Origin of the sequence: Fluviicoccus keumensis, from assembly GCF_004217445.1 — a bacterium.
Classification (GTDB): Bacteria; Pseudomonadota; Gammaproteobacteria; order Pseudomonadales; family Moraxellaceae; genus Fluviicoccus; species Fluviicoccus keumensis.
The window spans coordinates 78418-96733 of record NZ_SHKX01000010.1; the positions used below are offsets into that span (position 1 = coordinate 78418).

At 54.6% G+C, this 18316-nt stretch carries 31 protein-coding genes and 1 pseudogene; all 32 read right to left on the reverse strand.

The window, feature by feature from the left end:
- Positions 1 to 117: 117 nt before the first annotated feature.
- Positions 118 to 504, reverse strand: coding sequence for a 50S ribosomal protein L17 (rplQ, locus tag EV700_RS01340; protein ID WP_130410567.1), 387 nt, complete (start codon positions 502 to 504; stop codon positions 118 to 120).
- 30 nt (positions 505 to 534) lie between these two features.
- Positions 535 to 1539, reverse strand: a complete 1005-nt coding sequence (locus tag EV700_RS01345) for a DNA-directed RNA polymerase subunit alpha (protein ID WP_130410568.1) — start codon at positions 1537 to 1539, stop codon at positions 535 to 537.
- A 29-nt stretch (positions 1540 to 1568) separates the two neighbouring features.
- The gene (gene rpsD / locus EV700_RS01350; RefSeq protein WP_130410569.1) at positions 1569 to 2192 is read right to left on the reverse strand and encodes a 30S ribosomal protein S4; all 624 of its coding nucleotides are present in this window, start codon (positions 2190 to 2192) and stop codon (positions 1569 to 1571) included.
- A gap of 17 nt (positions 2193 to 2209) precedes the next feature.
- Positions 2210 to 2599 carry a 30S ribosomal protein S11 gene (rpsK, locus tag EV700_RS01355; RefSeq protein ID WP_130410570.1) on the reverse strand — a complete coding sequence of 130 codons (390 nt, stop codon included), beginning with the start codon at positions 2597 to 2599 and terminating at the stop codon, positions 2210 to 2212.
- Between the two features lie 22 nt (positions 2600 to 2621).
- Positions 2622 to 2978: a 30S ribosomal protein S13 gene (gene rpsM, locus EV700_RS01360; RefSeq protein ID WP_130410571.1), complete on the reverse strand. Its 357-nt coding sequence runs from the start codon at positions 2976 to 2978 to the stop codon at positions 2622 to 2624.
- Positions 2979 to 3070: 92 nt separating this feature from the next.
- The gene (gene rpmJ, locus EV700_RS01365; RefSeq protein WP_107865087.1) at positions 3071 to 3187 is read right to left on the reverse strand and encodes a 50S ribosomal protein L36; all 117 of its coding nucleotides are present in this window, start codon (positions 3185 to 3187) and stop codon (positions 3071 to 3073) included.
- Positions 3188 to 3212: 25 nt separating this feature from the next.
- Complete coding sequence (gene secY, locus EV700_RS01370) at positions 3213 to 4544, reverse strand: preprotein translocase subunit SecY (protein WP_130411445.1); 1332 nt, start codon at positions 4542 to 4544, stop codon at positions 3213 to 3215.
- Between the two features lie 40 nt (positions 4545 to 4584).
- Complete coding sequence (gene rplO / locus EV700_RS01375; RefSeq protein WP_130410572.1) at positions 4585 to 5019, reverse strand: 50S ribosomal protein L15; 435 nt, start codon at positions 5017 to 5019, stop codon at positions 4585 to 4587.
- A 2-nt stretch (positions 5020 to 5021) separates the two neighbouring features.
- A complete protein-coding gene (rpmD, locus tag EV700_RS01380) occupies positions 5022 to 5204 on the reverse strand; it encodes a 50S ribosomal protein L30 (protein ID WP_130410573.1) in 183 nt (60 codons plus the stop codon).
- A gap of 4 nt (positions 5205 to 5208) precedes the next feature.
- Positions 5209 to 5706 carry a 30S ribosomal protein S5 gene (gene rpsE / locus EV700_RS01385; protein WP_130410574.1) on the reverse strand — a complete coding sequence of 166 codons (498 nt, stop codon included), beginning with the start codon at positions 5704 to 5706 and terminating at the stop codon, positions 5209 to 5211.
- Between the two features lie 8 nt (positions 5707 to 5714).
- On the reverse strand, positions 5715 to 6065 hold the full coding sequence (gene rplR, locus EV700_RS01390) for a 50S ribosomal protein L18 (protein ID WP_130410575.1): 351 nt from the start codon (positions 6063 to 6065) through the stop codon (positions 5715 to 5717).
- Between the two features lie 14 nt (positions 6066 to 6079).
- On the reverse strand, positions 6080 to 6613 hold the full coding sequence (rplF, locus tag EV700_RS01395) for a 50S ribosomal protein L6 (RefSeq protein WP_130410576.1): 534 nt from the start codon (positions 6611 to 6613) through the stop codon (positions 6080 to 6082).
- Positions 6614 to 6626: 13 nt separating this feature from the next.
- Complete coding sequence (rpsH, locus tag EV700_RS01400; RefSeq protein WP_130410577.1) at positions 6627 to 7010, reverse strand: 30S ribosomal protein S8; 384 nt, start codon at positions 7008 to 7010, stop codon at positions 6627 to 6629.
- Between the two features lie 12 nt (positions 7011 to 7022).
- The gene (gene rpsN, locus EV700_RS01405; RefSeq protein WP_130410578.1) at positions 7023 to 7328 is read right to left on the reverse strand and encodes a 30S ribosomal protein S14; all 306 of its coding nucleotides are present in this window, start codon (positions 7326 to 7328) and stop codon (positions 7023 to 7025) included.
- Positions 7329 to 7337: 9 nt separating this feature from the next.
- Positions 7338 to 7874, reverse strand: coding sequence for a 50S ribosomal protein L5 (gene rplE, locus EV700_RS01410; protein WP_130410579.1), 537 nt, complete (start codon positions 7872 to 7874; stop codon positions 7338 to 7340).
- A gap of 14 nt (positions 7875 to 7888) precedes the next feature.
- Positions 7889 to 8206 carry a 50S ribosomal protein L24 gene (gene rplX, locus EV700_RS01415; RefSeq protein ID WP_130410580.1) on the reverse strand — a complete coding sequence of 106 codons (318 nt, stop codon included), beginning with the start codon at positions 8204 to 8206 and terminating at the stop codon, positions 7889 to 7891.
- 11 nt (positions 8207 to 8217) lie between these two features.
- Positions 8218 to 8586 carry a 50S ribosomal protein L14 gene (gene rplN, locus EV700_RS01420; RefSeq protein ID WP_130410581.1) on the reverse strand — a complete coding sequence of 123 codons (369 nt, stop codon included), beginning with the start codon at positions 8584 to 8586 and terminating at the stop codon, positions 8218 to 8220.
- Between the two features lie 86 nt (positions 8587 to 8672).
- Entirely contained in the window at positions 8673 to 8933 is a 261-nt protein-coding gene (rpsQ, locus tag EV700_RS01425) for a 30S ribosomal protein S17 (protein WP_130410582.1), read from the reverse strand.
- A gap of 1 nt (position 8934) precedes the next feature.
- On the reverse strand, positions 8935 to 9126 hold the full coding sequence (rpmC, locus tag EV700_RS01430) for a 50S ribosomal protein L29 (RefSeq protein ID WP_130410583.1): 192 nt from the start codon (positions 9124 to 9126) through the stop codon (positions 8935 to 8937).
- On the reverse strand, positions 9126 to 9539 hold the full coding sequence (rplP, locus tag EV700_RS01435) for a 50S ribosomal protein L16 (protein ID WP_130410584.1): 414 nt from the start codon (positions 9537 to 9539) through the stop codon (positions 9126 to 9128). Before rplP ends, rpmC begins: the two co-directional genes overlap by 1 nt.
- Positions 9437 to 10301, reverse strand: a pseudogene (gene rpsC, locus EV700_RS01440) (30S ribosomal protein S3). The gene rplP and the pseudogene rpsC overlap by 103 nt, the downstream one beginning before the upstream one ends.
- Before the next feature lie 11 nt (positions 10302 to 10312).
- Positions 10313 to 10642 (reverse strand): 50S ribosomal protein L22, encoded by a 330-nt coding sequence (rplV, locus tag EV700_RS01445; RefSeq protein WP_130410586.1) that lies wholly within the window; start codon positions 10640 to 10642, stop codon positions 10313 to 10315.
- A 10-nt stretch (positions 10643 to 10652) separates the two neighbouring features.
- Complete coding sequence (gene rpsS, locus EV700_RS01450; RefSeq protein ID WP_130410587.1) at positions 10653 to 10928, reverse strand: 30S ribosomal protein S19; 276 nt, start codon at positions 10926 to 10928, stop codon at positions 10653 to 10655.
- 20 nt (positions 10929 to 10948) lie between these two features.
- Positions 10949 to 11770, reverse strand: a complete 822-nt coding sequence (gene rplB / locus EV700_RS01455; protein WP_130410588.1) for a 50S ribosomal protein L2 — start codon at positions 11768 to 11770, stop codon at positions 10949 to 10951.
- 15 nt (positions 11771 to 11785) lie between these two features.
- On the reverse strand, positions 11786 to 12085 hold the full coding sequence (gene rplW, locus EV700_RS01460; protein ID WP_207224540.1) for a 50S ribosomal protein L23: 300 nt from the start codon (positions 12083 to 12085) through the stop codon (positions 11786 to 11788).
- Complete coding sequence (gene rplD / locus EV700_RS01465; RefSeq protein ID WP_130410590.1) at positions 12082 to 12684, reverse strand: 50S ribosomal protein L4; 603 nt, start codon at positions 12682 to 12684, stop codon at positions 12082 to 12084. The genes rplW and rplD overlap by 4 nt, the downstream gene beginning before the upstream one ends.
- 13 nt (positions 12685 to 12697) lie before the next feature.
- Positions 12698 to 13336: a 50S ribosomal protein L3 gene (rplC, locus tag EV700_RS01470; protein WP_130410591.1), complete on the reverse strand. Its 639-nt coding sequence runs from the start codon at positions 13334 to 13336 to the stop codon at positions 12698 to 12700.
- Positions 13337 to 13389: 53 nt separating this feature from the next.
- On the reverse strand, positions 13390 to 13701 hold the full coding sequence (rpsJ, locus tag EV700_RS01475; RefSeq protein WP_130410592.1) for a 30S ribosomal protein S10: 312 nt from the start codon (positions 13699 to 13701) through the stop codon (positions 13390 to 13392).
- A 246-nt stretch (positions 13702 to 13947) separates the two neighbouring features.
- The gene (tuf, locus tag EV700_RS01480; RefSeq protein WP_130410593.1) at positions 13948 to 15138 is read right to left on the reverse strand and encodes an elongation factor Tu; all 1191 of its coding nucleotides are present in this window, start codon (positions 15136 to 15138) and stop codon (positions 13948 to 13950) included.
- A 55-nt stretch (positions 15139 to 15193) separates the two neighbouring features.
- On the reverse strand, positions 15194 to 17326 hold the full coding sequence (gene fusA / locus EV700_RS01485) for an elongation factor G (RefSeq protein ID WP_130410594.1): 2133 nt from the start codon (positions 17324 to 17326) through the stop codon (positions 15194 to 15196).
- Positions 17327 to 17347: 21 nt separating this feature from the next.
- Positions 17348 to 17818, reverse strand: coding sequence for a 30S ribosomal protein S7 (gene rpsG / locus EV700_RS01490; protein WP_130410595.1), 471 nt, complete (start codon positions 17816 to 17818; stop codon positions 17348 to 17350).
- Between the two features lie 99 nt (positions 17819 to 17917).
- Positions 17918 to 18292, reverse strand: coding sequence for a 30S ribosomal protein S12 (gene rpsL, locus EV700_RS01495; protein ID WP_130410596.1), 375 nt, complete (start codon positions 18290 to 18292; stop codon positions 17918 to 17920).
- Positions 18293 to 18316 lie beyond the last annotated feature (24 nt).

Consider the following 18316-nt stretch of genomic DNA (forward strand, 5'->3'; position numbering starts at 1 on the left):
TTAAAAAAGTGTCGACCGGAATTCAGCGTGTAACAGTATCACCTGAACATCTGCCCACAAGATGACGAGCATAAAAAAAGCCGACATATTTGTCGGCTTTTTTTATCTAACACAGGATTACTCTGTAGCAGGCGCAACAGCAACCAGCGGACGATCCACCAGTTCCACATAGGCCATCGGTGCCGCATCACCGGCACGGAAGCCGGCCTTCAGCACACGCAAGTAACCGCCGTTACGGGCTTTGTAGCGCGGACCCAACTCATTGAAGAGTTTGGCAACCGCTTCCTTGCTACGGGTGCGGGCGAACGCCAGACGACGATTGGCAACGGAATCCACCTTTGCCAGCGTAATCAGGGGTTCAGCCACGCGGCGCAGTTCCTTCGCCTTGGGCAGAGTGGTTTTAATCAGTTCGTGCTCGAACAGGGAAATTGCCATGTTGGTAAACATGGCTTTACGGTGACTGCTGTTTCGACCCAGCTTGACACCACTATTACGATGACGCATGGCGTAACTTCCTCAAATCAGATTCAGCGATTAGCGGCTACGATAGGCGAAACGGTCATCGGCGCGCAGGCTGGCGGGAGGCCAGTTATCCAGACGCATACCGAGTGACAAGCCTTTGGATGCCAGCACATCTTTGATTTCGGTGAGCGACTTCTTGCCCAGATTCGGAGTCTTAAGCAACTCCACCTCTGTACGTTGAACCAGATCACCGATGTAGTAAATGTTTTCAGCTTTGAGGCAGTTAGCCGAGCGAACCGTCAGTTCCAAGTCATCAACCGGACGGAGGAGAATCGGATCGACCTCCTCGACCTTGCCAACCGGCTCCGGCAGCTTGTCCTTCTGCAGATCAACAAACACAGCGATCTGTTGTTGCAGAATAGTGGCAGCACGGCGGATAGCCTCTTCAGGCTCGATGGTGCCATTGGTTTCCAGGTCGATAACCAGCTTGTCCAGATCCGTACGCTGTTCGACACGGGCATTTTCAACCACGTACGAAACACGCTTTACCGGGCTGTAGCTGGCATCCAGCTGGAGACGACCAATAGGACGCCCCTCACCTTCAGCATACCGCGCATCAACGGGCTCATAACCACGACCCCGCGTCACCTTCAGTTTCATCTTCAGGTGACCATTCGCCCCGAGAGTGGCGATGTGGTGATCATTGTTCACGATCTCGACATTGTGAGGCAGACCGAGATCTGCCGCTGTAATCGAGCACGGGCCCTTCTTGTCCAGGGTCAAGACAGCTTCGCTTTGTTCAAACAGCTTGATGGACAGACCCTTCAAGTTGAGCAACAGCTCAATAATGTCTTCCTGCAAGCCTTCCAGCGTGCTGTACTCATGCTCAACGCCTTCGACTTCCGCTTCAACCACGGCTGCACCAGGCAGCGAGGACAGCAGAATGCGACGCAGGGCGTTGCCCAAGGTGTGGCCGAAACCTCTTTCCAGAGGCTCCAGCGTCACCTTCGCATGAGTCGCGCTGATAGCCTGAACGGCTATCGAACGCGGTGTCAGAAACTCATTGGTACGCGTCATGAATGCGACCTCAAAACTAGAACCAAGCCTTACTTGGAATACAATTCAACAATCAAGCTTTCGTTGATTTCCGAGGGCAGGTCCGAACGCTCAGGCAAAGCCTTGAACGTACCTTCCATCTTGGCATAATCAACTTCCAGCCACGCAGGCGTGCCGCGCTGGCCAGCCAGCTCGATTGCACTCTTCACGCGGAGCTGAGTCTTGGCCTTTTCATAGATCGCAACGACATCGCCAGGCTTCACTTGCATGGAGGCGATGTTTACACGACGACCATTCAGGGTCACCGAACGGTGGCTAACCAGCTGGCGGGCCTCGGAACGAGTGGCACCGAAACCCATACGATAAACAACGTTATCCAGGCGGCTTTCCAGCAGCTGCAGCAGGTTCTCACCGGTAGCTCCCTTGAGGCGGGCGGCTTCCTTATAATAATTGCTGAACTGACGCTCAAGAACGCCATAAATACGGCGAACTTTTTGCTTTTCACGCAGCTGTGTGCCGTAGTCAGAGGTCTTGCCCTTACGGGAAGCGCCATGGACACCGGGAGGAGTATCAATCTTGCACTTAGAGTCCAGGGCGCGAACACCGGACTTGAGCATCAGGTCAGTGCCTTCACGACGCGAGAGCTTGCACTTCGGACCAATATAACGAGCCATCTTTCAAGTCTCCTGGATTACACGCGGCGCTTCTTGGCGGGACGACAGCCATTGTGTGGGATTGGCGTGACGTCCGTAATGCTGTTGATCTTGTAGCCAACAGAATTCAGAGCACGCACCGCGGATTCGCGACCGGGGCCAGGACCCTTGACAAGAACGTCAAGATTCTTCAAACCATAATCCAGTGCAGCCTTGCCTGCCACTTCAGCAGCCACCTGGGCGGCGAAGGGGGTGGACTTACGCGAACCACGGAAGCCCTGGCCACCGCTGGTGGCCCAGGCCAGTGCGTTACCTTGTCGATCGGTAATCGTCACAATGGTGTTATTAAAAGAAGCGTGAATGTGCGCGATGCCTTCGGAGACGGTGCGAGTGACCTTCTTCCGACCGCGCTGATTGTCTTTTGCCATCTTTTAGCTTCCGAGGAAATGTTTACTTCTTGATTGCCTTGCGAGGACCCTTACGCGTACGCGCATTGGTCTTCGTACGCTGTCCACGGACAGGCAATCCACGACGGTGACGAATACCACGGTAGCAACCGAGATCCATCAACCGCTTGATGTTCATTGAAACTTGGCGGCGCAGATCCCCTTCAGTAGGAATCTTTGCCACTTCTGCACGGATAGCATCCAGTTGGCTGTCTGACAGATCCTTGATCTTCGTTGTGGTCTGAATACCAACCGCCGCCAAGATTTTGGCGGAAGTAGTACGACCAATACCGAAAATGTAGGTCAGCGAGATCACCGCGTGTTTGTTATCCGGAATGTTAACGCCGGCTATACGGGCCATTCACCTTTCTCCACACAATACGGCATGCCTGGAGGCATGCCGCGAAAAGTGGGCGATTTTATCGCCCGAACCTGAAAAAATCAACAGGCAGGTTAGCCCTGACGCTGTTTATGGCGCGGCTCTGCACTGCAAATGACGCGAATTGTGCCATTACGGCGAACAACCTTGCAGCTTCCGCAAATCTTTTTCACAGAGGCACGAACTTTCATGGAAATACACCTGTCTGTTTACAGTTCAACGAATGAGGCCGGAGCCAGTACCAACACCCTTAAGATTGGCTTTCTTCATTAAGGATTCGTACTGGTGTGACATGAGGTGGGCTTGAACCTGGGCCATAAAGTCCATGACTACAACCACCACAATCAACAGTGATGTGCCGCCCAGATAGAAGGGCACATGAAACGCAACCTGAAGCAACATCGGCAGCAAACATACAATCGAGATATAGATTGCGCCAACCAGCGTCAAGCGAGTAAGAACACTGTCAATATACTTAGCGGTCTGCTCACCCGGACGAATCCCCGGAATATAAGCACCAGACCGCTTCAAATTGTCTGCCACTTCCTTCGGGTTAAACATTAACGCCGTATAAAAGTAGCAGAAGAAAATAATCAACAACGCAAAAAGCAGCAAATAGAGAGGCTGACCCGGGGAAAGAGTCAAAGCCATATCCTGAAGCAAACGTTGAGCAACATTCGGATTAGGCGATTGGGCAAACCACTGACCCAAACTGGCCGGGAAAAGCAGCAAAGAACTGGCAAAAATTGCCGGTATCACACCCGCCATATTGATTTTCAAAGGCAGATGACTTTGCTGGGCAGCATACAGGCGACGCCCCTGTTGCTTTTGCGCATAATTCACCGTAATGCGGCGCTGCCCTCTTTCCATGAAAACAACGGCACCAACCACGGCCATCGCCAAGAAGAACAAGATCAGCAAGCCGATAATGCTCATCTCACCTTGACGGGCGGACTCCAGAGAGCGACCGATCGCGGAAGGTATACCTGCAACGATGCCCGCAAAAATCAGCATCGAAATCCCGTTACCGACGCCGCGCTCCGTGATCTGCTCGCCGAGCCACATCAGAAACACTGTACCGGCAACCAGACTGACAACCGCCGGAATATAGAAAGACAACCCGACGCTGAGCGTGATTCCCTGACCCTGAAGGCCGGCACACATGCCAACAGCCTGGACAAGACCCAGAATCACGGTTCCATAACGCGTATACTGGTTGATCTTTCGCCGACCAGACTCCCCTTCTTTCTTGATGGCTTCAAGTTGGGGACTCACCGTTGTCATCAACTGCATGATAATTGATGCAGAGATATACGGCATGATACCCAAGGCGAGAATGGACATCCGCTCAAGGGCACCACCGGAAAACATATTGAACAGGCTAAGGATAGTATCCTTATTCTGCTCAAACAGCTGTGCCAGCTTTTCGGGGTTGATGCCGGGAACAGGCACATGCGCGCCAAGGCGGAAGACAATGAGCGCGATAAACAAGAAGCTTATCCGACGCCAAAGTTCATTCATACCTTGCCGCAAGGCGGGTGACTGCATTGCCGCTTTGGCAGCCTCACTACGCGCATTCGCCATCGATTTATTCCTCGACCTTACCACCAGCTGCTTCAATCGCCGCACGAGCACCCTTGGTCACGGCAACACCCTTGACGGTGATTGCACGATCAATAGCGCCGGAGAGGATGATGCGAGCGCGCAGCTTGTCTTTACGGACAACATTGGCGGCCTTCAGCGTATCCAAGGTGACTTCAGCACCCTCGACAAACACCAGTTCAGACAAACGAACTTCAGCCGTATCCAATGCGCGCAGCGACGTGAAGCCGAACTTCGGCAGACGACGATAAATGGGCATCTGGCCGCCTTCGAAGCCAGGGCGCACTTTGCCCTTGCCACGCGAGGTTTGACCCTTGACGCCGGAGCCGCCGGTCTTGCCAAGGCCGGAACCGATACCGCGACCGTGGCGACGAGCTACCTTCTTGGAGCCTTCAGCAGGGCTCAGATCATTCAGTTGCATAATTACGCCTCAACTTTCACAAGGTAATACACCTTGTTGATCATTCCACGGTTATCCGGAGTATCCAGAACTTCAACAGTGTGGCCGATACGGCGCAGACCCAAGCCCTTCAGGCACAGCTTGTGATTCTTGAGCTTGTGCGCACTGGACTTGATCTGAGTGACCTTAATGGTTGCCTGGGACATGACATTACCCCAAAATTTCTTCAACAGACTTGCCACGCTTGGCGGCAACCTGTTCAGGCGAAGTCATGGAAGCCAAGCCTTTGAATGTTGCGTAAACAACATTATTGGCATTGGTGGAGCCATAGCACTTGGCCAATACGTTATGAACACCGGCAACTTCGAGAACAGCGCGCATTGCACCGCCCGCAATAACACCGGTACCTTCCGACGCAGGCTGCATATAAATGCGGGAAGCGCCATGCTGGGCATTGATAGCGTGCTGCAACGTGGTTCCGTTCAGATCAACAGAAATCATGTTACGACGGGCCGCCTCAAGCGCCTTCTGGATCGCAGCCGGCACTTCACGCGCCTTGCCGCGACCAAAACCGACACGCCCCTTACCATCACCGACCACGGTCAGAGCGGTGAAGGAGAAAATGCGACCACCCTTCACAACTTTGGCCACGCGGTTTACGGCAACCAGCTTTTCGACAAAGCCTTCGTTTTGTTCAACTTTAGCCATGATGCACCTTAGAATTCCAGACCGCCTTCACGAGCGGCATCCGCCAAGGCCTGAATACGGCCATGATATTTGAACCCGGAACGGTCGAATGCAACACGACTGATTCCTGCTGCCTTGGCGCGTTCAGCAATCAAGGCTCCGACTTTTTTGGCTGCATCCACGTTGCCGGTTTGCGCTTGGCGCAGCCCGGTGTCGAGGGTGGAAGCCTGAGCAAGAACAACACCGCCACAGGCGGAGATGACTTGCGCATAGATATGGCGCGGCGTGCGGTTGACACACAGACGGACAGCACCCAACTCACGGATCTTGAGCCGAGTGGCCTTGGCGCGCCGCAAGCGAGCTTCTTTCTTTTCGTTCATGGCGACCTCACGCGTTATTTCTTCTTGGCTTCCTTACGGATGACATTTTCATCCGAATACCGAATTCCCTTGCCCTTGTAGGGCTCAGGCGGACGGAAAGCACGAACATTGGCGGCCACTTGGCCGAGCAGATGCTTGTTGATCGACTTGAGAATGATTTCAGTCGGAGTGGGCGTTTCAGCCGTCACACCTTCCGGCAAGTCAAAGTCAATCGGATGCGAAAAACCCAGCGCAAGGTTCAGAACCTTGCCTTTGGCGGCTGCCTTGTAGCCCACGCCAATCAACTGGAGCTTACGCTCAAAGCCAGCGCTAACGCCTTTGACCATGTTATTGGCCAAGGCACGAGCGGTGCCGGTTTGCATCCATCCAGCCTGGCTCAACTCACGGGGAGCGAACACCAGCTGCTCGTTTTCAACCTTGGCCTCAACCAGCGAGTTCAGGGAGAGGGAAAGAGCACCCTTTCCACCCTTAACCTGCAACTCCTGGCCGTTAATCGTCACTTCAACCCCTTTAGGGAGAGCGACCGGGGATTTAGCCACGCGAGACATTATGCTTCACCTATCACGATACAAGGGCAATCACTTCACCGCCCACGCCCGCAGCACGGGCAGCGCGATCAGTCATAATGCCTTTATTGGTGGAAACAATCAGAACGCCCAGACCATTTTTCACAGGGGCCAGCTCATCAGACCCCTTGTAAACACGCAGACCAGGACGACTAACGCGCTTGATCTGCTCAATGACAGGCTTGCCTTCAAAGTATTTGAGGCCCAAGGTCAGAGTAAGGCCATCGACCTCAGTCGTCGAAATATAACCTTCATCCATCAAGACCTTCGCCAGAGCCACCTTCAGCTTGGACGTCGGCATCGCCACGCTTTGCTTGCGGGCCTGTTGTGCATTGCGAATGCGGGTAAGCATATCCGCAACGGTATCTTGCATGCTCATTAGACAGTCCTCTTACCAGCTAGCCTTGACGACACCAGGGACATCGCCCTGCATGACAGCTTCACGCAGCTTGTTACGACCCAGGCCGAACTTGCGGAAGAAGCCGTGGGGACGACCTGTCAGACCACAACGATTGCGCAGACGAACAGGAGACGCATCACGAGGCAACGACTGCAGCTTCAACATCGCGGCCCAACGATCTTCATCGCTCGCCGTCACACTGCTGATGGTTGCCTTTAACTGGGCACGCAAAACTGCGTACTTAGCAACGGTTTTTTCGCGCTTTGCTTCGCGATTAATCATGCTCTTCTTAGCCATGACAAATACTCACTTGAAGGGGAAGCCAAAAGCACGCAGCAATGCACGACCTTGGTCATCATTGGCAGCCGTCGTCGTAATCGTGATATCCATCCCGCGAATCTTGTCGATCTTGTCGAAGTCGATTTCAGGGAAAACGATTTGTTCCTTGAGTCCCATGCTGTAATTGCCACGACCATCAAACGCCTTGGCGCTGAAACCGCGGAAGTCACGAATACGGGGGATGGTGATGTAAATCAACCGCTCCAGGAATTCATACATGCGCTCACCGCGCAGCGTAACCTTACAGCCAATCGGCCAGCCTTCACGAATCTTGAAGCCTGCGATGGACTTGCGAGCGAGAGTAACAACGGGTTTCTGGCCAGAAATCAGCTGCATATCGGCCACGGCGCCATCAAGCATCTTCTTGTCTTGCGCGGCGCCGCCCACTCCCATATTCAGAGTAATCTTGGTGATGCGCGGAACTTGCATCACGTTTTCGAGAGCGAGCTCTGCCTTCAGCTTGGCAACGAGCTCGTCATTGTACACTTGTCTTAGTCTGGCCATTTCCAACCAACCTGTTACTTAGCGTCTGCAATCGTGTCGCCACTCGATTTGAAGACACGGACCTTGGTCTCGCCTTCAATCTTGTAGCCTACGCGATCAGCCTTTTGTGTTGCCGCGTTGAAAATCGCCACGTTGGAGATATCCATTGCAGCTTCACGCTCTTCGATACCGCCCTGGGTGCCGCGAGCCGGGTTCGGCTTCACATGCTTTTTGACCAGATTGATACCAGCAACCGTTACACGACCATCAGCAACCGCGAGCACTTTGCCGCGCTTACCTTTGTCCTTACCAGCAATGACGATAATTTCGTCATTAGTCTTGATCTTTGCCATTTAACTCACCCTTACAGCACTTCAGGCGCCAGCGAGATGATCTTCATGAACTGCTCAGTACGCAGTTCACGCGTCACCGGCCCGAAGATACGAGTAGCAATGGGCGCGCGCTGGTTATTCAGCAAAACAGCGGCATTGTCATCAAAACGGATCAATGAACCATCGGGACGGCGAATACCAAACTTGGTACGAACCACCACGGCATTCATCACATCGCCTTTTTTGACCTTGCCACGCGGAATTGCTTCCTTTACCGTGACCTTGATGATATCGCCCACCGAGGCGTAACGGCGATGCGAACCGCCCAGCACCTTGATGCACTGAACACGTCTCGCGCCGCTGTTGTCAGCCACATCGAGCATCGTTTCGGTCTGAATCATTTTTCAACTCCAAACCAGGAATAAACCCTGCGCGAAAGGGCAGCCATGCTACCCAATCTTGCGCAGGGAAACAAGTAGAAATCAGCTTATTGCGCGGATTCGATCACTTCAACCAAGGTCCAAGCCTTAGTCTTGGAAAGCGGCCTGCACTCGGCAATCGTCACCACATCACCTTCCTTGCACACATTATTTTCATCATGGGCATGGAGTTTGGTGGAGCGGCGAATAAATTTGCCGTAAACCGGGTGCTGCACGCGGCGCTCAATCAGAACAGTAATGGACTTGTCCATCTTGTTGCTGATGACCTTACCGGTCAGCGTACGCTGGGTTGTATTTTGCTCGGTCATTTCAGCCACCCTGTTTTTCAGTCAAGACGGTTTTAATCCGGGCAATGTCTTTACGTACCTGCCCAACCTGGTGCGACTTGGCGAGTTGACCAGTGGCTTTCGCCATGCGCAGTTTAAATTGCTGGAGCTGGAGGCTGTCCAACTCGGTGCGGAGCTCATCCGCAGTCTTCTGACGCAATTCTGTGGCGTTCATTACATTACCGTCCGGGACACGATGGTTGTCTTAACCGGCAGCTTCGCAGCTGCCAGCGTGAAGGCTTCACGTGCAAGCTCTTCGGAGACCCCTTCGATCTCATAGAGGATCTTGCCAGGCTGAATCTCGGCGACCCAATACTCGACATTACCCTTACCGTTACCCATACGAACTTCGAGAGGCTTTTCGGTAATCGGCTTATCCGGGAACACACGGATCCAGATCTTGCCACCACGTTTTACACGACGCGAAATCGTACGACGGGCAGCTTCAATTTGACGGGCTGTGATACGGCCACGCTCAATGGACTTCAACGCCACGCTGCCAAAGGCAACGGTGCTGCCACGATGAGCGAGACCGGTATTACGACCCTTATGAACCTTACGGAACTTGGTGCGCTTAGGCTGTAACATCTCTTATTGCCCCTTTGCTTCCGAGTCACGACGTCCGCCGCGATCGCCGCGCTCACCGCGGTCATCGCGTCCACCGCGACGCTTGGCTGGCTTGGCCTCTTCAACCGGTGCAGGTTGTTGGACTTGGTCCATACCACCCAGGATTTCACCCTTGAAGATCCAGACTTTGACGCCGATACACCCGTAGGTGGTTTCGGCACGCATAATGGAGTAGTCAATATCGGCGCGCAGGGTATGCAGAGGCACACGACCTTCGCGATACCACTCGGAGCGGGCGATTTCCGCACCACCCAGACGACCGGACACTTCCACCTTAATGCCCTTGGCGCCAGCGCGCATGGTGTTTTGCACCGCACGCTTCATGGCACGACGGAACATCACACGCTTTTCCAGCTGGGAGGCAATGCTCTCGGCAACCAGACGCGCATCCAGATCAGGCTTGCGAATTTCGTCAATATTGATCTGGACAGGTGTCTTCATCAACTTGGCGACTTCACGACCCAGACGCTCGACATCTTCACCTTTCTTACCGATGATGATACCGGGACGTGCTGTGCTGATCGTGATGCGCGCCGTATCAGACGGACGCTCAATCAGGATACGACTCACCGCTGCGCTCTTCAGTTTCTTGTACAGAAACTCACGAACCTGAAGATCCGTCAGCAGAAAATCAGCATAATTTTTCGGGCTGGCATACCAGTTGGCATTGTGCTTTTTGACAACGCCGAGACGGATACCAATCGGATGAACTTTCTGACCCATGATAGATCCCCTTATTCCGCGACTTTGACGGTGATGTGGCAGGTCCGCTTGGTGATACGGTCAGCACGCCCTTTTGCACGGGGCATGATCCGCTTCAAGCTGATCCCTTCATCGACAAAAATCGTGGAGACTTTCAGTTCATCCACATCAGCGCCATTGTTGTGCTCGGCATTGGCAATCGCCGACTCGAGCACCTTCTTCACAATGGCTGCCGCCTTCTTGTTGCTGAACGCCAGGATGTTCAGCGCTTGATCAACCGGCTTGCCACGCACCAGATCCGCCACTAAGCGAGCTTTCTGGGCGGAGATTGGCGCGCCGCGAAGTTTAGCCACAACTTCCATTACTCACCCCTTAGCGTTTGGCTTTCTTGTCAACACCATGACCGCGATAGGTGCGGGTGGGTGCGAACTCACCGAGTTTATGTCCCACCATATGCTCGGTCACAAAAACCGGAACATGCTGGCGTCCATTGTGCACGGCGATGGTCAGACCAACCATATCCGGCAAAATCATCGAACGACGCGACCAGGTCTTGATGGGCTTCTTGGAGTTGGCAGCCAAAGCGGCTTCCACCTTCGCAAAAAGATGCGTATCTACAAACGGGCCTTTTTTAAGTGAACGAGGCACAGTTACTCTCCTTCATCCCATTACTTGCGACGATCGCGAACGATCATATTAGTCGTACGCTTGTTGCTGCGAGTCTTGAAGCCCTTGGACTTCTGACCCCACGGCGACACCGGATGACAGCCCTTGTTACGACCCTCGCCGCCACCCATCGGGTGATCGACCGGGTTCATAGCCATACCGCGAACCGTCGGACGGATGCCGCGCCAGCGACTGGCACCAGCTTTACCGAGAACGCGCAGGTTATGCTCAGAGTTGCAAACTTCGCCCAGCGTCGCGCGGCAATCCACGTGGATCTTGCGCATTTCACCCGAACGGAGACGAACAATGGCGTAAGCACCATCACGACCCAACAACTGCACCGAAGTACCGGCCGAGCGAGCCACTTGAGCCCCCTTGCCAATCTTCAATTCCACGCAGTGAATCGTGGCACCAATCGGCATGTTGCGCAGCGGCAGGGTATTACCCACCTTGATCGGCGCATCATCACCAGACTGTACTGGATCACCAGCCTTCAAGCCCTTGGGAGCAATAATGTAACGACGCTCACCATCAGCATACTTCAGCAGCGCAATGTATGCGGTGCGGTTAGGATCATACTCAAGACGCTCAACAACAGCAGGCACGCCGTCCTTGTTACGCTTGAAATCCACCAGACGATACAGTTGCTTGTGGCCACCACCAACATGACGCGTGGTGATGTGACCATTATTATTACGACCGCCCGTGCGCTTCTTGCTTTCAACAAGTGCAGCAAAAGGACGGCCCTTGTGCAGATCAGGATTGACAACCTTTTCTACAAAACGACGACCCGGCGAGGTCGGCTTACATTTTACGATTGGCATAATGCACTCCTACCCTTACTCAGCCGCGTCAGCCAGCTGGATTTCAGCACCAGCCTTCAGGGTGACATAGGCCTTCTTGATATCCGAGCGACGACCAGGCGTACGACCGAAGCGTTTGCTCTTACCCTTGATGACCACGGTATTGACCGCTTCGACTTCTACGCCGAACAGCTTCTCAACAGCCTTCTTGATCTCAAGCTTGTTGGCATCCAGACTTACACGAAAAACCTGCTGATTGCGGGTTTCGGCAGCAATGTTTGCCTTCTCAGAGATGTGCGGGCCAAGCAAAACTTGGTATAAACGTTCGTTGTTCATCCCAATTCCACCTCAAGTTTCTTCGCAGCAGGCACCGACATCAGCACCCGGTCGTAGCCGATAAGGCTGACGGGGTCAATCGCTGCGGTATCAATGACAGCAACATTCGGCAGATTGCGAGCAGCCAGATACAGGTTTTCATCAACCGCATCCGTCACGATCAGGGCATTATCAATACCCAGACCCTTCAGCTTTTCCACCAACTCTTTGGTCTTCGGACTGGAAACCGTAATGTCTTCAATCAACACCAAGCGCTCCTGGCGAACCAACTCAGCCAGAATGCACTGCATGGCGCCACGATACATCTTACGATTGACTTTTTGCTCCCAGTTCTGGGGAACAGCAGCATGAGCCTTGCCGCCGCCACGCCAGATCGGGCTACGGATAGAACCAGCACGGGCGCGGCCAGTACCCTTTTGACGCCAGGGCTTCTTGCCACCACCACTCACTTCAGCACGGTTTTTCTGAGCACGAGTGCCCTGACGAGCGCCAGCCAGGTAGGCCGTAACCACCTGATGAACGAGCGCTTCGTTAAAGTCCTTGCCGAAGGCAACTTCGGACAGCTCAACAGCTGCACCGGAAACGGTCTTCAGATTCACGTTCAATTCCCCCTTAGGCCTTAACCGACGGACGCACGATCACGTCGTAGCCAATTGCCCCAGGCACTGCACCCATAACCACCAGCACAGACTTTTCGGCATCAACGGAGACCACTTCCAGACCCTGCACGGTTACACGGACATCGCCCATATGACCCGCCATCTTCTTACCCTTGAAGACTCGGCCCGGACTCTGATTCTGACCAGTAGAACCATGAACGCGATGCGATACGGAGTTACCGTGCGTCGCATCCTGGGTACGGAAGTTCCAGCGCTTGACGCCACCCTGGAAGCCCTTACCTTTGCTGGTACCAATAACATCAACCTTCTGGCCGGCAGCAAAGAGATCGACACCGATCTGACCGCCCACCTGATAGGATGCCAACTCATCGGCACCAACACGGAATTCCCACACGCCACGACCAGCAGCAACTTCAGCTTTGCCGAAATGCCCTGCCATAGCCTTGGTAACACGAGATGCACGACGCTCACCCGTTGTAACCTGAACAGCCTGATAACCATCAGACTCAAGGGTCTTAACCTGGGTGATGCGGTTCGGATCGACCTCGATAACCGTCACAGGAACAGATACACCTGCCTCCGTGAAGATCCGGGTCATGCCGCACTTACGTCCGACCAAACCAATAGCCATTTCCTCTAACCTCTTCTCAGCGCCGCCTTTCAGCAACGCAACACGAATAACGATTATCCCAAGCTGATCTGCACATCTACGCCTGCAGCCAGATCCAGCTTCATCAACGCGTCCACCGTCTTGTCAGTGGGCTGCACGATGTCAACCAGTCTCTTATGGGTGCGGATTTCGTACTGGTCGCGGGCGTCCTTGTTGACGTGCGGCGATGTCAGCACATTAAAGCGTTCGATGCGGGTGGGCAGCGGAATCGGACCGCAGACCTGTGCGCCTGTGCGCTTCGCGGTCTCAACGATCTCCTGGGCCGACTGATCAATCAGGCGATGATCAAAGGCCTTCAGGCGGATACGGATTCTCTGGTTAGCCATTCCAGCAACTCCAAACCAAAAAATAAAAATTGCCCTTTCACTGTCCCATCAAGGAAGCGAAAAGCATCTAAAAACCAGTGTCGAGATCAATGCCCCGACTGTAAGTCACACCCCGCATATCGCGGGAGGCGCATTATTCCCTGTATCCAGATCAAATGCAATACAGCGGGACATTTTTTCTGCAATTTACCGGTGCAAAAAAAGAGGAGGGACAACGCCCTCCCCCTTTTCCAACCACCAAGTGAATTACTTGATGATCTTGGCCACGACACCCGCGCCGACGGTGCGACCGCCTTCACGGATAGCGAAGCGCAGGCCTTCATCCATCGCGATCGGGTGGATCAGTTCCACCGTCATCTGGATGTTGTCGCCCGGCATCACCATCTCCACGCCTTCCGGCAGCTCGATGGAACCAGTCACGTCCGTGGTACGGAAGTAGAACTGGGGACGATAGCCCTTGAAGAACGGAGTATGACGACCGCCTTCTTCCTTGCTCAGCACATACACTTCGGAAACGAAGTTGGTGTGCGGCTTGATGCTGTTCGGCTTGGCCAGAACCTGACCGCGCTGAATGTCTTCACGCTTGATGCCGCGCAGCAGCACACCGACGTTTTCACCGGCGCGGCCTTCGTCCAGCAGCTTGCGGAACATTTCAACACCGGTACAGGTGGACTTGACGGTATCCTTGATACCGACGATTTCCACTTCTTCACCAACCTTGATGATGCCGCGCTCGACGCGACCGGTCACCACGGTGCCGCGGCCGGAAATCGAGAACACGTCTTCGATCGGCAGCAGGAACGGCTGGTCAATGGCGCGGGTCGGCTCAGGAATGTAGGAATCCAGAGTCTCGACCAGCTTCAGGATGGCGGGAACGCCAAACTTGCCATCGGAACCATTCAGGGCTTCCAGGGCGGAACCACGAATGATCGGGGTGTCGTCACCAGGGAAGTTGTACTTGTTCAGCAGGTCGCGAACTTCCATTTCCACCAGTTCCAGCAACTCTTCGTCATCGACCATGTCGCACTTGTTCAGGAACACGACGATGTACGGCACACCAACCTGACGAGACAGGAGGATGTGTTCGCGGGTCTGCGGCATGGGGCCGTCAGCAGCGGAGCAAACCAGGATCGCACCGTCCATCTGGGCAGCACCGGTGATCATGTTCTTCACATAGTCAGCGTGACCCGGGCAGTCAACGTGAGCGTAGTGACGGATCGGCGACAGGTATTCCACGTGCGCGGTGTTAATGGTAATACCGCGGGCGCGTTCTTCGGGAGCAGCGTCGATCTGGTCGTACGCCTTGGCTTCACCGCCATACACTTTCGCGCAAATGGTGGTGATGGCAGCCGTCAGGGTGGTCTTGCCGTGGTCAACGTGACCAATGGTGCCGACGTTTACGTGCGGCTTATCGCGTTCAAACTTGGCCTTTGCCATGATTACATCCTCTCAATAAAAGTCATGGAGGGGAGCTACCCCCTCCACCCAGTGATTATTCGTCTTCAGCCTTACCCTTGCCGGCAAACTTGGCAATGATGGCGTCCGCAACGTTGCGCGGAGTTTCGGCGTAGCGCGAGAACTCCATGGTGAACGTGGCGCGACCTTGCGACATGGAGCGCATGTCGGTGGCGTAGCCGAACATTTCGGACAACGGCACTTCAGCCTTGATGGCCTTGCCGCCGCCAACCAGATCGTCCATACCCTGCACCATGCCGCGGCGACGGTTAAGGTCACCCATGATGTCGCCCATGTAGTCTTCCGGCGTTTCCACCTCGACCTTCATGATCGGCTCAAGCAACACGGGATCGGCCTTCATGAAGCCCTGACGGAAGGCAATGGAGCCCGCCATCTTGAAGGACAGTTCATCGGAGTCGACGTCGTGGTAAGAACCATCGAACAGAATGGCCTTAATACCCACAATCGGATAACCAGCGAGAACGCCCGTGGTCATACGCTCCTGAATGCCCTTATCGACCGCACCGAAGAACTCCTTCGGAACCGTACCGCCAACGACTTCGACCGCGTACTCGTAGTCCTTCTCGCGGTCTTCACCCATCGGCTCCAGACGCACATAGACGTGACCATACTTACCGCGACCACCGGTTTGACGCACAAACTTGCCTTCGGACTCCACCGTCTTGCGGATAGTTTCACGATAAGCAACCTGCGGCTTGCCGATGTTGGCTTCAACGCCAAATTCGCGCTTCATGCGATCAACCAGAATTTCCAGGTGCAGTTCACCCATACCGGAAATAATGGTCTGGCCGGACTCTTCGTCGGTCTTGACGCGGAACGACGGATCTTCCTTCGCCAGACGACCGAGAGCGGTCGACATCTTTTCCTGGTCAGCCTTGGTCTTCGGCTCAACGGCCAGAGAGATCACAGGCTCGGGGAATTCCATGCGCTCCAGGGTGATGATATTGTTTTCATCACACAGGGTTTCGCCGGTGATCACATCCTTCAGACCCACGAACGCAGCGATATCGCCGGCGCGGACTTCGGTCAGTTCTTCACGCTGGTTTGCGTGCATTTGCAGGATACGACCCACACGCTCCTTGCGCTGCTTGATCGGGTTCCAGACAGCGTCACCCGACTTGATCACGCCGGAGTAAACGCGAATGAAGGTCAGCGAGCCCACAAACTTGTCGTTCATGATCTTGAACGCCAGAGCGGCGAACGGCTCGTCATCAGACGCATGACGTTCTGCCGGAGTTTCAGCCTTGTCGTCCAGTGTACCCTTGATGGCAGCAACGTCATTCGGAGCCGGCAGGTAGCGGATGACCGCATCCAGCATGGCCTGAACGCCCTTGTTCTTGAACGCAGAACCGCACATCACCGGCTGGATTTCACTGGCCAGTGTACGCTGGCGAATCGCCGAATGAATTTCGTCCTCGGAAAGGTCGCCCTCTTCCAGGTACTTGTTCATCAGCTCTTCGTTGGCTTCGGCTGCACTTTCAACCAGATTGGCGCGCCACTTGTTGCACACGTCGACCAGATCGGCAGGAATATCACGCAGGTCAAACTTCATGCCCTGAGAGGCTTCATCCCAATAGATGGCCTTCATGGTCACGAGATCCACAACGCCTTCGAAATTTTCTTCGGCGCCGATCGGCACAACCATGGGAACCGGATTGGCGCCCAGACGAATCTTCATCTGCTCGACGGCACGGAAGAAGTTGGCACCGGTACGGTCCATCTTGTTCACGAAAGCCAGACGGGGCACTTTGTACTTGTTGGCCTGACGCCACACGGTTTCGGACTGCGGCTGCACGCCACCGACCGCACAGTAGACCATGCAGGCGCCATCAAGAACACGCATGGAACGCTCGACTTCAATGGTGAAGTCCACGTGACCCGGGGTGTCGATGATGTTGATGCGATGCTCGGGGAACTGGTGAGCCATACCGGACCAGAAGCAGGTTGTTGCGGCGGAGGTAATGGTAATACCCCGCTCCTGCTCCTGTTCCATCCAGTCCATGGTGGCGGCGCCATCATGCACTTCACCGATCTTGTGATTCACACCCGTGTAATACAGGATGCGCTCGGTGGTCGTGGTCTTGCCGGCGTCGATGTGAGCGCTGATGCCGATGTTACGGTAGCGCTCCAATGGCGTAGTTCTAGCCATGAAATAAACCTCTGGATCGTTTTAGAAACGATAGTGGGAGAAGGCCTTGTTGGCCTCGGCCATGCGGTGAACGTCTTCACGCTTCTTGATCGCCGCGCCCTTGCCTTCAGCCGCATCCAGCAGTTCGCCGGCCAGACGGAGAGCCATGGTCTTTTCGCTGCGCTTCATGGCCGCGTCAACCAGCCAGCGCATCGCCAAGGCCGTACGACGGGAGGGGCGTACTTCCATGGGAACCTGGTAGGTGGCGCCGCCGACACGGCGAGCCTTGACTTCGACCATCGGACGCACCTTCTCCAGGGTGTCCTCAAAGAACTGAACCGGATCGGGCTTGCCTTTTTGGGCAACACGCTCCAGAGCACCGTAAACAATCCCTTCGGCAACCGACTTCTTACCGCTATCCATCACGTGGTTGATGAACTTGGCAACGGTCTGGCTTCCGAATTTCGGATCAGGCAGGATTTCGCGCTTGGCGACTACACGTCTTCTTGGCATTTCTCTATGAACCTTTAATGAAACTTCAGGGTTGTCCGGGACACATGCCGGGATTTTGATCTACCCAGCCCGCTCGCCCGGCCTTACTACGTCCGCGAATTACTTCTTGGGACGTTTTGCACCGTACTTGGAACGGCTCTGATTGCGGTTTTTGACACCGGCACAGTCGAGCGAACCACGAACGGTGTGATAGCGCACACCCGGCAAGTCCTTCACACGACCGCCGCGAATCAGGACGACGCTGTGCTCTTGCAGGTTGTGGCCTTCACCGCCGATATAGGAGGTGACTTCAAAGCCCGAGGTCAGACGGACACGGCAAACCTTACGGAGAGCGGAGTTCGGCTTCTTGGGGGTGGTGGTGTAAACGCGCGTGCAAACACCGCGACGCTGCGGGCAGGCCTTGAGGGCCGGCACCTTGGATTTTTCGACCAGGCTTTCACGGCCCTTACGAATCAGCTGGTTAGTAGTTGCCATGTCGGCAGTTTCTCCCGTTAAAAA

Bases quoted from the DNA above. Each gene is read 5' to 3' on its own strand.
- rpsG (WP_130410595.1), bottom strand. From the start codon at position 17,818: ATGCCAAGAAGACGTGTAGTCGCCAAGCGCGAAATCCTGCCTGATCCG.
- rplX (WP_130410580.1), bottom strand. From the start codon at position 8,206: ATGGCAAAGATCAAGACTAATGACGAAATTATCGTCATTGCTGGTAAG.
- rpsQ (WP_130410582.1), bottom strand. From the start codon at position 8,933: ATGACCGAGCAAAATACAACCCAGCGTACGCTGACCGGTAAGGTCATC.
- rpsE (WP_130410574.1), bottom strand. From the start codon at position 5,706: ATGGCTAAAGTTGAACAAAACGAAGGCTTTGTCGAAAAGCTGGTTGCC.
- rplO (WP_130410572.1), bottom strand. From the start codon at position 5,019: ATGCAACTGAATGATCTGAGCCCTGCTGAAGGCTCCAAGAAGGTAGCT.
- rplE (WP_130410579.1), bottom strand. From the start codon at position 7,874: ATGGCCAGACTAAGACAAGTGTACAATGACGAGCTCGTTGCCAAGCTG.
- rplV (WP_130410586.1), bottom strand. From the start codon at position 10,642: ATGGAAGTTGTGGCTAAACTTCGCGGCGCGCCAATCTCCGCCCAGAAA.
- rplF (WP_130410576.1), bottom strand. From the start codon at position 6,613: ATGTCTCGCGTGGCTAAATCCCCGGTCGCTCTCCCTAAAGGGGTTGAA.
- rpmC (WP_130410583.1), bottom strand. From the start codon at position 9,126: ATGAACGCCACAGAATTGCGTCAGAAGACTGCGGATGAGCTCCGCACC.
- rpsJ (WP_130410592.1), bottom strand. From the start codon at position 13,701: ATGGCTAACCAGAGAATCCGTATCCGCCTGAAGGCCTTTGATCATCGC.
- tuf (WP_130410593.1), bottom strand. From the start codon at position 15,138: ATGGCAAAGGCCAAGTTTGAACGCGATAAGCCGCACGTAAACGTCGGC.
- rpmD (WP_130410573.1), bottom strand. From the start codon at position 5,204: ATGTCCCAGGCAACCATTAAGGTCACTCAGATCAAGTCCAGTGCGCAC.
- rplQ (WP_130410567.1), bottom strand. From the start codon at position 504: ATGCGTCATCGTAATAGTGGTGTCAAGCTGGGTCGAAACAGCAGTCAC.
- fusA (WP_130410594.1), bottom strand. From the start codon at position 17,326: ATGGCTAGAACTACGCCATTGGAGCGCTACCGTAACATCGGCATCAGC.
- rplW (WP_207224540.1), bottom strand. From the start codon at position 12,085: ATGAACAACGAACGTTTATACCAAGTTTTGCTTGGCCCGCACATCTCT.
- rplR (WP_130410575.1), bottom strand. From the start codon at position 6,065: ATGAACGAAAAGAAAGAAGCTCGCTTGCGGCGCGCCAAGGCCACTCGG.
- rplP (WP_130410584.1), bottom strand. From the start codon at position 9,539: ATGTTACAGCCTAAGCGCACCAAGTTCCGTAAGGTTCATAAGGGTCGT.
- rpmJ (WP_107865087.1), bottom strand. From the start codon at position 3,187: ATGAAAGTTCGTGCCTCTGTGAAAAAGATTTGCGGAAGCTGCAAGGTT.
- secY (WP_130411445.1), bottom strand. From the start codon at position 4,544: ATGCAGTCACCCGCCTTGCGGCAAGGTATGAATGAACTTTGGCGTCGG.
- rpsD (WP_130410569.1), bottom strand. From the start codon at position 2,192: ATGGCTCGTTATATTGGTCCGAAGTGCAAGCTCTCGCGTCGTGAAGGC.
- EV700_RS01345 (WP_130410568.1), bottom strand. From the start codon at position 1,539: ATGACGCGTACCAATGAGTTTCTGACACCGCGTTCGATAGCCGTTCAG.
- rplC (WP_130410591.1), bottom strand. From the start codon at position 13,336: ATGGCTATTGGTTTGGTCGGACGTAAGTGCGGCATGACCCGGATCTTC.
- rpsH (WP_130410577.1), bottom strand. From the start codon at position 7,010: ATGAGCATGCAAGATACCGTTGCGGATATGCTTACCCGCATTCGCAAT.
- rplB (WP_130410588.1), bottom strand. From the start codon at position 11,770: ATGCCAATCGTAAAATGTAAGCCGACCTCGCCGGGTCGTCGTTTTGTA.
- rpsN (WP_130410578.1), bottom strand. From the start codon at position 7,328: ATGGCTAAGAAGAGCATGATTAATCGCGAAGCAAAGCGCGAAAAAACC.
- rpsK (WP_130410570.1), bottom strand. From the start codon at position 2,599: ATGGCAAAAGACAATCAGCGCGGTCGGAAGAAGGTCACTCGCACCGTC.
- rplN (WP_130410581.1), bottom strand. From the start codon at position 8,586: ATGATTCAGACCGAAACGATGCTCGATGTGGCTGACAACAGCGGCGCG.
- rpsM (WP_130410571.1), bottom strand. From the start codon at position 2,978: ATGGCCCGTATAGCCGGCGTTAACATTCCGGATAACAAACACGCGGTG.
- rpsL (WP_130410596.1), bottom strand. From the start codon at position 18,292: ATGGCAACTACTAACCAGCTGATTCGTAAGGGCCGTGAAAGCCTGGTC.